The sequence below is a fragment of the Niabella drilacis genome (assembly GCF_900101395.1).
Lineage (GTDB): Bacteria > Bacteroidota > Bacteroidia > Chitinophagales > Chitinophagaceae > Niabella > Niabella drilacis.
In genome coordinates this window covers 182,599-195,640 of record NZ_FMZO01000008.1, presented here as the reverse complement: position 1 = coordinate 195,640, position 13,042 = coordinate 182,599, and the positions used below count along the sequence as shown (strand labels likewise).

Here is a 13,042-nt window from a genome sequence, read left to right as displayed (position 1 = left end):
TTATGAAAGACCTTTAATAGCCGTCGCGTTGCCGCTGTTTTTTATCAACAATAGCACCTACCCCGGCGCCCGTTGCAGCCCCGATAACACCTCCGACAACACCACCACCCAAACGGTTCTTGCGGTTAGCCACTGCACCGATAATGGCGCCGGACGCGGCTCCTACAATTGCTCCTTTAGCGGTATGGCTCATTCCCTTCCGTTTCTGGGGAGCGGGCGCCTGGGCTACAGTACCGGAGGATCCGGATTCATAATTTCCATCTCCACCCCCGCTCCTGTATGTAGTGCCCCGGCTGCTGCTGCTTCTGGAGCTGCTCCGGGAACTTGAAGCGGATGAACGGGCAGCTGCTGCCGGTGCCGCGGTATTTTCCATCTGCTGCTCCTGCTGCAAACGGTTGCGTACTTCATTTTCCATTTTCCATTTCTGGTACTCTGCCAGGCCCAACGTGTCCTGCACCGGTATAGCGCCTGTGCTGTCTTCTTTCTTCGTATTGCGGCAGGCTACCGCCAATATCATAATAGCAATAACTGCAAATGGTATAATTTTCTTCATCATAGTAGATACGTTTTAAAAGTCCGAATTAAAAATCTATTTGATATAATATAAAACTGTGCCAAACTATCCTAAAAAGAGCAAAAAATAATGCTTAAATAACTAACATTCTGTAGTTTATAATACGTAATCAACTCATGTATCGTTATTAAGAGGGCTTTTCTTCAGAATAGCAGCACCGGGCGGGGTTAATCATTTGTTATTATCAGCCCCTCCTGAAAAATAAAAGCCCCGCTACGGTTTTCCGTAGCGGGGCTGAACAAATATTGGATAATTAAATTATTTTCTTTTATAAGTTATATGATCTATGCGATCAATTTTTCTTTACGTCTTTTTACCTGGTTTACTAATGAATCAAATGCATTTTCGAACGACTCTTCAAAAGATTTGCTGGTGGTTTTTACAAAAAAACTGTGCCGCGGCACCTGCACCCTGATCTCTACTATCTTGTCTTTAATGTTGTGTACGATATTATCTAGTTTCAAATAGACATCCGTACCAATAATGCGATCCTGGAAGGTAGCTAATTTTTCCATTTTGTGGTTGATTGATTCAATCAACTTCCTATCTGCGTTAAAATTAACGGTTTGAATGTTCACATTCATGATCGTTGAATTTAAAAGTGAATAATCGATATTTTCCTATGTCAAAGACCTAAAACTCTTTAGCCTAAAGTTAGGTAAAAAAGATATCGATTCCCAAAATTAAATGCTAATTTTTAAGAGAATTTAACTGCTTTTCCCGGGGGGGCTTTTCAGCCTGCTTTCGGATGTGCCTTCCGGTATTCTTCTTTCAGTTTTTCAATGGAATTATGGGTATACACCTGGGTGGCGGCAAGGCTGGCATGCCCCAGCAGGTCCTTTACAGCCTTTATCTCCGCACCATTATTCATTAAGTGAGTGGCAAAGGTATGCCGGAGCACATGCGGGCTTTTTTTATCCAGTGTGGTAATCGTAGAAAGATATTTCCTCACCAGCAGGTATGCATATTTAGGATAAAGCTTCTTGCCCTTTTCGGTTACCAGCAATTCATCGGGCAGATCGGTAAACTGTTGCCGCTTCGCTGCATCATATTCTTTTATTGAGCTGATCAGGGCCGGATCGAGGGGCAGCACCCGCTCTTTATTGCCTTTCCCCAATACCTTAACCTGCCCACGGGAGCTGTCCACCTGGCTTCCTTTCAGCTGGATAAGTTCACTTAAACGCATCCCCGTTCCGTAAAAAAGCTGGATGAGCATTTTTGCATTCAGGCTTTTCCAGTCTTCCGTTGCCAGTACAAGCGTTTCGTTCAGGCTCTTCATGTCCTGCTCATTCACAAAACTGGGCAGCCGCTTGCTGGTTTTGGGAGCAACAACCCGGAACATGGGATTTTCCCCGATTACCCCCATCTTTATATGGTATTTAAAAAAGGATTTCAGGGTGGAGATCTTCCGGTTGATGCTCCTGGGTGTGATCCCTGCTCCCATTAAATCCGCCAGCCAGCTCCGGACACAACCAAAATCTACCGCGCCCAGCGGCAATTTACCGTAAGTTTCGCTGATAAAAATGCAAAACTCCCGCAGATCTGTGGAGTACGCCGTTACTGTATGTTGGGAATACCTTTTTTCGAACCTCAGGTAGCGGGTAAACGATTCAATATGATCGGGTAAAAGTTCAGGCATAAAAAAACCTCAGGAAAACTCCCGAGGTTACAATATTATATAAAATATCAGCTATTTTATAATTCTATTTTACCGCTGGCGATCTGCTGCTTGTAAATTGCTTTTAAACGCTGGCCACGGCTCTTCACAGAAGGCTTTGTAAAATGCTGACGTTCACGCAATTGCAACAAAGTCTTTGACTTTTCGAATTTCTTCTTGTACTTCTTTAAAGCCTTGTCAATGTTTTCGCAGTCTTTAGAATCAATAATTAACATAAAATATTTATACCTCCTTTCGGTCGTTTTTAATTCCGATCTTATTTACCGGGATGCAAAAATAGGAAAAAAAATATCAACTATCAAATATTAAATTTCAAATTTCTTCCCGGAAATTTGAAGCATGTTTACAGGAATCATTGAAGCGATGGGAACGGTTATTTCCCGGCATGAGAACGGCAAAAATATCACATTCTGGATCGGGAGCACGGTTTCAAAAGAGCTGAAAGTGGATCAGAGCATCAGTCACAACGGAGTATGTCTTACCGTAGAAGCCGTTGAAGAAGACCGGCACCAGGTTACCGCCATAGCAGAAACGCTGGAGGTAAGCAACCTGGGCCACTGGCAGGCGGGCACCCTTGTAAACCTGGAGCGTTGTATGTTGATGAATGGCCGTCTTGACGGGCATATTGTGCAGGGACATGTAGACGGCAAGGCCATTTGCAGGGATATAGTACCCAGGGAGGGCAGCACGGAATACACTATCGAATTTGACCGGAAATTTGCCCCGATGGTGATCGAAAAAGGATCCATCAGCCTGAACGGCATCAGCCTTACAGTATTTGATGTAACCGGAACAACTTTTACTGTTGCTATCATCCCCTACACCCTGGCCCATACCAATATGGGGCAATTGCAAAAAGGAGCCGCCGTTAACCTCGAGTTTGATGTGATCGGCAAGTATATTTTGAGGAGCCGAACATTGGATTAATACGTCATATAAATCTCAGCATATAAGTTACCCACTTTTTATTCGAGATTTCAATCTTAAAAAATAGGCCTCAAAAAAGTAGAAGCTTAACACTGCCAGTGTGTAAGTTATGCAAAGGCTAATCAAAATTAATATGACGTTGTTCTGACAGGCTAAAAGTTTAACTATAAAAATGCTCGTAATAGAAATAGCCAGACCATGAAATACATATAGTCCGTACGATATCTTTCCCGTAAATATTAAAAACCTGCGTCCCACACTGAATAATACCCACCTTCTCTTATTACTTAATCGTTCGAGAATAAACAATCCTGTATAAATAACAATTAAGCATCTGTTAGAAAAATTCAGATAAAAATCACCCTGGTTGCTGTTAACCATATAAAACAATACAAGCTGAAAAGGAATATAGCAATAGAAAACATTGAGCCAGAGCGATGGTAGCCTATCAAAGAAATTACCAATTTTACATTTGAAACGTTTATATACAATTGCGGTAAGACCACCCACCGAAAAATCAAGGAAGTAATTGAGCGTACTAAAATAAGAACTCTTCTTTTCATGAAAACTGAAAAGAATAAATCCCACACCAGTGAAAAGCAAAATTACAAAAATAATCGATAGTTTTCTATGGAGTAGTTTCAGGGCGAACCCTAGGATCACATAAAATTGTTCTTCCACAGAAATGGACCACAATATCCGAAGAAAAAAGACATGGTCTGGAGCATAAAAATTGGAAATAAACAGCACATAAAACAGTGGGGCCGGCAAAGTGAGCCGATCTCCAAAATGTGTAGATACCGGTTTTAAAACGAAAAAAGCAACAGCCAAAAAAGCAAAATAGAGTGGCCATATTCGCAGCACCCGGCGGGTAAAAAATTTCAGCAAAGAAAACCTGCCGGTAGCTTCATATTCATATAGCCCCAATAGTGTAAGCAAAAATGACGAGAGGATAAAAAAGATCTCAATCCCCATCCAAAACTGCGTGTGCAAAAAAGACAGGAAAGAAATCCCCTCCTGGCTTCCATTTTCGGGATGCCACGCATGAAAAAAGAAAATCAACAGAAAAGCGATCCCCCTTAACACATCAAGCTGCGGGAAATAAATCGATTTAGATATACTGGCCATATCTACCGCATAAAATACATCTTGCCATAACCTTTATTGAAGTACTTATCCGTATTGTCATCCTTTGCCTTGTATTTTTCCAGCGACTTCCCGTTCAGGTTTGTAATAACCCGGTACAGGTATACCCCGTTGGCAACCTTTTGTCCGTATTGGTCCGTTCCATCCCATCTGAACTCCGTAATATTTCTTCCAATACGCAATGGTCCTAATTCCGCCTGCGTGATCTCTCTTACGATTTTACCCGTGATCGTAAGAATCTGGATCCGGATATTCTGGGGCACTTCAGAACCTGTCAGAGTAAACACGAAAGCAGTAGCTGTTGTAAACGGATTGGGATAATTCAGCATATTGGAGATCATCGGCTTATTGATCACCTGGAACCCAACGCGATACTGCACCTGGCCGGATGCATTGCCACTCTTATCCTTTGCAGCAATAGCCAACTCATAGTCCCCGTCATCCATATGCGGTTTAAAATTCATCATAGCCATATTTCCGTCGCTCTGGCCGGCCGGGGTAAACCGAAGCGTATCTGTACCTACTTTGTAATTATATGTAATATCTCTGGTCTTATCAATCAATTGCACTTTTATCAGGTCCGGGTTATCCAGCAGCAGCCACTTGGCATCATCTGTCAGTTTTACCAGGATATCCGGTTTGGCAGAAACAATATCCTTGTTTAGGATATGGGTTCCATCAAACGTCACATCGATATATGGGTTGACAGAATCACTCCTAACATAAATATCTTTATAAAAGAAGTTATTAAAATGATATTGTTCTAACGGCGCATTATTAGGATTAAACTCCAAAAAAACCGTGTTCTTTCCCAGGAACTTTTTCGTATCCAGAGGAACGATCAGTTTAATTGTATCACCCGCTAAGAGTTGTTTTTGCTTCAAAACCGGAATAACTGTCTCAATGTTATTTTGGTTCCGGATACTAAGCTTTACATTCACACTATCAAAAGCAGAATTGCTCACATTTTTAAACGCGATCCCAAGATTTAATGGTTCTCCCGGATCAAGGGTATCTTTTGCTGAAAAGTACAAGCCTGGTGCGATAGTCCCTTCTGGAACAGGAGTATAGTACACTTTCAGGTCCTTAAGCTGGTAAGGAGTATAATTTACAGTATCAGAAATATGTAATATAAACCTTAAGCCCGGGTATAAACGGGCATCAATTGCAGAAATATCCACAACGCTTTTGACTGGCGCAATATCATTCATTAATGATACCCCCTTTCCATCTTTATCAATACCAACAACCTCCAGTTTGACATTATCTGAATTAGGGCTGTCCTGGCTCGTTCCTTCCCATATTAATGACTGCCATTTCTTAGCAGGTCCAAATATAGGAGAACTGATGACTCCTGACGCATTCAGGGTTTTTACCCGGACCGTCTGAGAAACGATCTCTCCTGGTTGTTGGCTAAAGGCTTCCCCGATAACCTTTCCTGTTTTATTTTGAAAAAAGAAAACGTATTTGGAGGTTTTATTGATTTCATCAATATGCGCAAAACCAAGCGCTTTTAATTTGTGGTACAACGACTTGCCGGCCCCATTGAATAATGTATCCCCCATCCAGATTCCGGGTAATGAATTAGACTCAACCGAACTATTTGCCAAAACAATATAGTACTCTGCAGGTATAGAATCAACGAAATTCATTGCACTATTTCGTCCATTAATGGTCGTTAAATCAAATTCAAAAAAGGTGGGAGTAACCGTTCCATTAACACCAATAGGTCTTCTGCTACCATATCTTCCTGAGCTACCTAGATCTTCATTTTCTATCACTTTCATATTCCTATTGTTCACCACATAGAAACGAATCGTTTCTCCCTGAACCGGAGATAATAATCCTCTTTGGGTAATAACATCTGCAACAGTCAGCTGCCAGGCAGTAGTTTGTCCGTTAGCCGGGTACATTCCTGTGTTTACACCAATTGAAGAAAGTGTAGAATCAAAATAATATCGGCGATCGGCAGCCAGCTGAATTCCCGAAAAATCGGATTCCAACAACTGATGGTAATGAGACTGGCTAGCGCCTTCCTGGGTTCCGTTCGTATAAATAAATGACGCATAGTTCCAATGTGGTTCTTCATTTGCTGGTGGAGTATCTGCAACTCTCCAGTAATAGACCATATCATTTTGAAAAGTAACCGATGGCTGAAACTCAACCAACCCTCCTACGATTGTTTTATTCAATATTATTTTAGCGGGGGAATTAAATAATCTTGTGGTATCCAATTCCATAATGTATTGCTTAGCCTGTGCAAAGGGGTCCGCTGTTGACGCTGCAAAAACGATATTTTGCTTGTTGACTATAGCATAATCATATGGATAAACCGGGCGGATCTCATCCTGATATATATAAACATCCTTTACTATAACATTATTGCCCTTATTCAGCTCTGCAATCGTATTTTCCGGATCAATGGAGATCGTGATCTTATTCTGCCCCTTATGTTTTACCGGGTCGATCGGTATGGTATATTGCAGCGAATCAGCAAAGTGGATCGGAGAAAGCGTATCTCTTTTAAATACAGACGAAGAACCATCGGGCAAAGTCCGCCTCAACTCAACAATTACGGCTTTGTTAATCGCTTTTCCAAGATTGTTGATCCGGGCCTTTACAGTAAAATTTGTTTCCGCTACTGAAATAAAACTGGGGGCAATACTTACCGATGCATCCTCAACCGCATAATCCGGTTTGTCAAACTGGTATAAACGGATGGCCGGGTCCCCGTTCAATGTATATTCTTCGCACTGCGCCCTTTGCAGGAAATCGTTCTCGCCGCTGGGCCGTTTATACACTTCGGCAATCGCATGTACCATCAGCTCACCAAGTGTTTTTCCATAATCTTTTTGCGCTAAAAGAGTATAGAATCTTGTATTGTAGATATCGAGCGTGGAAATATAACCCAGGCTGGTACCGGCCATCATACCGATACTGCCCCTGTCTTTTGCCAGAACATATTTTTCTGAAACCGTTTCCAGGGTCGACAGCCGGGAAGTGCTATAGCCGAAAATATCGCCCACGTTACACCCCATCATATTAAACACTGGGTATTTACCGGAATTGGAATAGCTGGCAGGGTCTTCCATATTAAACCCCAGTGTTGTTGCAGAAGAATGGCCAAAATACGTCAGAAGTGATGCCCCATTATTAATCCTGTTTGCCAAACGCTCCGTTAATTGTTGTCCCTGATTAACAGTCGAGGGAATAATATTCTCTACATTCATCCCGGAAAGGGTGTCCTCAATAATTTTTTGATGCAGTCCCAACAAACTTCCGAGAAGATCCTGTGTAGACTGATCGCTGGCACCTACAATGTGGATGACCGCTTTTTTCCAGGCACTTTCATCGATACCGGGCGGCGTGGATGCCAGATGCTGCTCATACTGTTTGATCTTTTCCAAATAAACGGAGATCTCGTTCCCATTTACTACCGACAGCCGCCCGATGGGAGTAAGCGGTTGCGAGCTGCTCCCCTCTGCCGCCAGCAATACATCGGATGCCGGGTACCCAAATGTAGGTACCAGGTTCAGCTGTGCTAATTGCGGAGCCAGCTCATTGGTGGGATATACTCTCGACGAAACATAGGAAACGCCTTTACCGATAAGAAAAGCCTGCCCTGGCTGCTGCGAAAATTTGCTGCGGGCAAACCGTAAAAAGTTCCGCACCAATAAAGGGTGATACTGGATCCCGTAGGCAAACTGGTCGGTGAGCTGATCGACCAGGTAGATCTTTGCGTTGTACCCGCCACCAGCTGCAGAAGCACGGTAATCGCGGTAATCGTCTACAGGCCGTGAACCGTCGCCGCCGGAAAGCAGTGCACTATTCGTGATCATTAAATAATTACCCTGGTTTTGCGCTGTACTATAGTTGACAAAGGTCCGCGACTCCAGGGCAGACACCTGCCGGATATTTGCCGCGGCCTGGCTTACAAGCACCAGGTCCTGTGTTTGCCCGGCAGCAGGTAAAAACACTTTTAACAGCAAGGGATTGGTTGCATCAACAGCATAACGGCGCCCATTAGCTTTGTCGTAGAGAACGGGGGCGCCACCGGAAAAATTAAAATTAGAGATCTCCAGGTAATATCCTGAACTGCGGGCGGGCAGCGTGAACGCGAAGTTGGCCGCGCCACCAAAATCAAATTTACGTGCGTAAGTAACCCCAACGGAGGCTACCCGCATACGGCTGGAAACCGTGGCAGCATTGGTGATCACAAAACCCTCTGCTCCCCCGGTGAGCATGCCCGCCGGCATTGTCCTGGACAATTTTGCGTAATCAAAATTCACCAGCGGCTGGTCAAAGACCAGGTTCCCGTTTACGGTAAGCTGCGCCTTCCTGGTAGCTGCATTATTGCCTGCAACGTTCATCTGCACCGTAGCATCAGGCGCTCCTGTGCCAGTATAGGCATAAAGATTCCTTTGGAAACTCCTGGACTGTCCTTCACTGATATCAGCAGAAGCCCAGCCCTCTCCCTCTTCAATAGAGGCCACGTACAGGATACCGGTACCGGAGCCTTCTGGCCGGCCTAAATGGATCTGCTCGCTAAAACTTGTATCAGCCCGGTATATAAAATAAGGCTCGGGCGTGGCCCCCGCCGGTATATTCGCGGAGACAATACTCAGCCGTTTATTACCCCCTGCCGGGTTTACGGTCAAAAAGTAGGCTGAGGAATCTGTAAAGAGGCTTTTGGCATCGGAAAGCTGCTGCTCCGGCAACCGGTATAGGGCATTATCCACCTTACCGTCATTCATCTGTCCCCAGAACTCAATATAACCACCCGCACCCAGTGCGCCCGATCCTGAAGAAGTGTAGAGCGGTACTTCCACCCCATTGCGCCATAATTGAAAATGAGCTGCATCCACCGTCCCCAGGTTGGCCGCAGCAAGCGTTGCCGCAGGAATGCGATATAAACCGTTTGCGGCTATTTTAAACTTATAATAGGTTTTGCTATAGTCGATCCACTCATTACCGAACTGCTGCGCACCTGCAGCAATTGAAAAGATCAGCAATCCTATAGTGAGCAGTTTTTTCATTCGTTGCCACGTATTAATTTTGGTTTCTTTTTCTCCGGACATCCATTTTAAGGGAGAACACATGCGTAAACAGCGGGTTCGACTGGTTGGCCAGGTTCGTGAACGCATAATCGATCATGAAGGATTGCACCCGAAACCCGACGCCAATGCTTGGCTGAAAGATCCACACTCTTTTCTGGTTCACGGTATCACCATCCGCAAGTCCCTTCTGAAAATTGTTGACCCCGCCCCGTATAAAAATAACATCCCTGTAGTTATACTCAAGTCCCAGTTTAGGATCAATACTGACCGGATCGCCGCTTACTACGGTATTCCGCTTCCCGTCGAACGTCAGATCCAGGTTTGCTTCAGCCAAAAGCCCGGATCTTTTGCCAAATGGAAATACACGGGCACCACCCAGTATTAAACGCGGGGAAGTCATTTCAGTCGATTTTACAGGAATATCATTTTTGGCAAGGTAGAGTGCTTCCTTTTCTTCTTCTGTAAAATTAAAGGCCCAGCTGTTGAACGTTGTTGTAATATCCCTGCCCACGATCCCGAACCGCCACCGGTCCTGCACAAACTGCAGCCCTGCATCCAGTCCAAATCCCCAGGCCTTGGCAAAGCTGCCCACGCTCCGGTGGATCACTTTGGCATTAATGCCAAAATTGACGCTTTTCTTTTCCGTACGTTTCAGGTTCTGAGCATAAGACAAAAGGAACCCGTAATCTGCAGAGGAAAAGGATTTAATATTATTATAATTGAGCGATCCGTCCGGCTCTACCAGGAACAATGTATTCATGATATCGTCCACCGCAAACCGGAGGGCCGTGATACCCAGTGTCCGTTTGGAGCTGGTTGTAGGCAATGCCATACTGAGATAGTCATATTTGCCGATACCAGCAAAGTATTCGGCGTGCATCAGGTTCAGCTGAATGTTGTCCTGCACATTTACCAGACCTGCGGGGTTCCAGTAGCCGGCAGTACCATCTGCAACCGTTGCTACCTGGGCGCTGCCCATACCCAGCCCCCGGGCGCCGGCGCCAATATTCAGGAATTCATTGGAATATTTCCGGAACTGGGCCTCCGAAACAAGGGTCACCAGCAAAAACAGCAGTAAAAAGCATGGTTTCAATGCTTTCATTCTATCAGATTAAGTTTAGGGTCCACAATTTTCCAATAAGTACAATTATCCGCAACGAAATTAGGCATAAAGCACTTACAAACATCGGTTTTTAGATCAGTGCTATCATTTATTCGTTCAACCGGGTAAAACCACATCCTGACCGCTGCATTATTTTTTACGTTCCTCCTGCTGTTGGCAGGAACACAGGGCCGCAAAAAGGATGGAAGAAAAAATGTTATACAGCCCGGGAACGCACATTCTTAAAGACAGATAGCGTACCTTTGCAGCCTTTATTAAAGGGCTATAGATTATGAATATAATATCAGAACTGAGATGGAGAGGCATGATCCAGGACATTATCCCCGGCACCGAAGCGCAGCTGGAGAAGGAAATGACCACAGGATATATTGGTTTTGATCCCACCGCCACCAGCCTGCATATCGGGAGCCTGGTACCCATCCTGCTCCTGGTGCACCTGCAAAAAGCAGGACACCGCCCGGTGGCCCTTGTAGGAGGCGCCACCGGTATGATCGGTGATCCCAGCGGCAAAAGTGAGGAACGGAACCTGCTCAATGAAACAACCCTCGCAGCAAACGTGGCGGGTATCAAACAGCAGCTGGAAAGATACCTGGATTTTTCACCGGCGAACCCCAACGCGGCCATCATGGTCAATAACTACGACTGGTTTAAGGGCATCAGCTTCCTGGAATTCCTCAGAGACGCGGGAAAGCATATTACCGTCAATTATATGATGGCCAAAGACAGCGTTAAAAAGCGCTTCGAAGGCGAAGTAGGGATCAGCTATACAGAGTTTGCCTACCAGCTGATGCAGGGTTTTGATTTTTATCACCTGTATACAACGCAAAATGTAAAGCTCCAGATGGGCGGTAGCGACCAGTGGGGTAATATCACTACCGGTACGGAGTTCATACGCCGCAAAGCGGGAAAAGAGGCATTTGCCTTTACCTGCCCCCTGATCCGGAAAGCAGACGGCACCAAATTCGGGAAAACCGAAAAAGGAAATGTGTGGCTGGACCCGGAAAAGACCAGCCCCTACCAGTTTTACCAGTTCTGGCTCAATACCAGCGATGAAGATGCCGCATCCTGGATTAAGATCTTCACTTTCCTGGAAGAGCCTGTTATTAACGACCTCATCAGCCGGCACGGACAAAATCCCGCAGAGCGCCTTCTTCAAAAAACACTGGCCAGGGAGATCACCTGCTTTGTTCATGGAGCACAGGAATACGAAAAGGCCGTCATTACTACCGAAAAGCTGTTTGCCAACCAAAGCAAGCCCGCGTCCGAAATGAGCATTGAGGACCTGGAAGGACTTGAAGGCGTTATAAAAGCCACTATCCCCGGGGCTGCATTGGAACAGGGTATTGATATTATTTCGCTGCTGGCAGACACGGGGGTAGCCTCAAGCAAAGGAGAAGCCCGGAAACTGATCCAGGGCGGCGGCATCAGCCTTAACCGCGAAAAAGTAAACGATATCCAGCTGCCGGTTACCCGTACCCACCTGTTGCACAACCGCTATATTTTATTACAAAAAGGGAAAAAGAACTATTACCTGGCGGAAGCAATAGGAATGGAAATATAAGATCCCATTCAGAACATAAAATAAAAGCTCCCGATCTTTAACCGGGAGCTTTTATTTTGTAACAATTTTCTATGCCGGGAAAATATTTCAGGCACCCACCGCTTTACCAGAACTGAAAATATGAAGCATCCGTATCTCCAGGCTGTAACAGGACCATTGAGCAGCGGCGGGACCAATGAGATTTTTTAATGTAAAATCCCCCCGAAGCGCCGGAGGCTATTTTATGTTTCCTGAAGTTTACTTCAGGGACCTGATCACCTTCCACATAGCATCAGCTACCAGCTGGTTCCCTTTTTCATTTAAGTGAACACGGTCCACTGTCAGGATCCCCCGGTCTTTATTTTCCGGGTTGTTCTGCTGCAAATAATCCAGGAATATCTTGCGGAGATCGACCAATGGCACCCCGTTTTTAGCAGCATACTCCCGGATCCATTTTGCATACAGGTTCAGATCACCGTCCTGCTGATTGGTACCGTCATTCCACTCGCCAATTACAGAAGGCGTACAAACGACCGGCTGTATCCCCTGTTTCTTCAGCGTGGAAATAATCGCGTCGTAGAATTTCCCAAACTTGTCAAAATCGGTACCCGTTCCCATTGCTTTATGCCATACGTCATTGATGCCAACATATACCAGCACAATATCCGGTTTCTGATCCAGCACATCCGGCTGAAACCGGAGAAACAGGTCGTATACCTTATTGCCGCCAATGCCCTTGCCCACAAACTCAAACTGATCGGCCAGGTGCGCTGCCTTGCTCATACTATCGATCCGCATAATATATCCCCCCGGGCCTGCTCCCTGCTGGGTGATCGAATCTCCAAAAAAGATCACTTTCTTTTTTTTAACCGGTTGAAATGCTAACATCAGTAATACCAGGGGCAACAGCAATGCCGTTTTTTTAACCATCATATTCATTTTATATTTTATACAGTTTTAACTACGTGATCCATGCAGCGCCACCTTCAGTAACCAA

General features: G+C 45.0%; 10 protein-coding genes. 2 read left to right on the top strand and 8 right to left on the bottom strand.

The window, feature by feature from the left end; all coding sequences use genetic code 11:
- Positions 1-13: 13 nt before the first annotated feature.
- The 4 genes from BLS44_RS15360 to rpsU form a co-directional block, all read right to left on the bottom strand.
- Positions 14-556 carry a YMGG-like glycine zipper-containing protein gene (locus BLS44_RS15360; RefSeq protein ID WP_090391091.1) on the bottom strand — a complete coding sequence of 181 codons (543 nt, stop codon included), beginning with the start codon at positions 554-556 and terminating at the stop codon, positions 14-16.
- A 302-nt stretch (positions 557-858) separates the two neighbouring features.
- Positions 859-1,158 carry an HPF/RaiA family ribosome-associated protein gene (locus BLS44_RS15355; RefSeq protein ID WP_090391089.1) on the bottom strand — a complete coding sequence of 100 codons (300 nt, stop codon included), beginning with the start codon at positions 1,156-1,158 and terminating at the stop codon, positions 859-861.
- A 149-nt stretch (positions 1,159-1,307) separates the two neighbouring features.
- A complete protein-coding gene (locus BLS44_RS15350) occupies positions 1,308-2,213 on the bottom strand; it encodes a tyrosine-type recombinase/integrase (protein WP_090391087.1) in 906 nt (301 codons plus the stop codon).
- 56 nt (positions 2,214-2,269) lie between these two features.
- Positions 2,270-2,467 carry a 30S ribosomal protein S21 gene (gene rpsU / locus BLS44_RS15345; protein WP_018626743.1) on the bottom strand — a complete coding sequence of 66 codons (198 nt, stop codon included), beginning with the start codon at positions 2,465-2,467 and terminating at the stop codon, positions 2,270-2,272.
- A 124-nt stretch (positions 2,468-2,591) separates the two neighbouring features.
- On the opposite strand from rpsU, the gene BLS44_RS15340 reads away from it, so the two are divergent.
- Positions 2,592-3,179: a riboflavin synthase gene (locus BLS44_RS15340; RefSeq protein WP_090391086.1), complete on the top strand. Its 588-nt coding sequence runs from the start codon at positions 2,592-2,594 to the stop codon at positions 3,177-3,179.
- 27 nt (positions 3,180-3,206) lie between these two features.
- Here BLS44_RS15340 and BLS44_RS15335 read toward each other — a convergent pair whose 3' ends face one another.
- Genes BLS44_RS15335 through BLS44_RS15325 form a run of 3 tightly spaced genes read right to left on the bottom strand, consistent with a single transcriptional unit; the run spans position 3,207 to position 10,484 of the window.
- On the bottom strand, positions 3,207-4,307 hold the full coding sequence (locus BLS44_RS15335) for an acyltransferase family protein (RefSeq protein ID WP_090391084.1): 1,101 nt from the start codon (positions 4,305-4,307) through the stop codon (positions 3,207-3,209).
- 2 nt (positions 4,308-4,309) lie between these two features.
- Positions 4,310-9,361, bottom strand: a complete 5,052-nt coding sequence (gene porU2, locus BLS44_RS15330) for a putative type IX secretion system sortase PorU2 (protein ID WP_176954439.1) — start codon at positions 9,359-9,361, stop codon at positions 4,310-4,312.
- A 13-nt stretch (positions 9,362-9,374) separates the two neighbouring features.
- Positions 9,375-10,484 carry a putative type IX sorting system protein PorV2 gene (locus tag BLS44_RS15325; protein ID WP_090391150.1) on the bottom strand — a complete coding sequence of 370 codons (1,110 nt, stop codon included), beginning with the start codon at positions 10,482-10,484 and terminating at the stop codon, positions 9,375-9,377.
- A 292-nt stretch (positions 10,485-10,776) separates the two neighbouring features.
- Here BLS44_RS15325 and tyrS point away from each other — a divergent pair, with 292 nt between their 5' ends.
- Positions 10,777-12,066, top strand: a complete 1,290-nt coding sequence (tyrS, locus tag BLS44_RS15320) for a tyrosine--tRNA ligase (RefSeq protein ID WP_090391081.1) — start codon at positions 10,777-10,779, stop codon at positions 12,064-12,066.
- 237 nt (positions 12,067-12,303) lie between these two features.
- Here the strand turns inward: tyrS and BLS44_RS15315 are convergent, their stop codons facing one another.
- A complete protein-coding gene (locus BLS44_RS15315; protein ID WP_245729230.1) occupies positions 12,304-12,978 on the bottom strand; it encodes an SGNH/GDSL hydrolase family protein in 675 nt (224 codons plus the stop codon).
- Positions 12,979-13,042 lie beyond the last annotated feature (64 nt).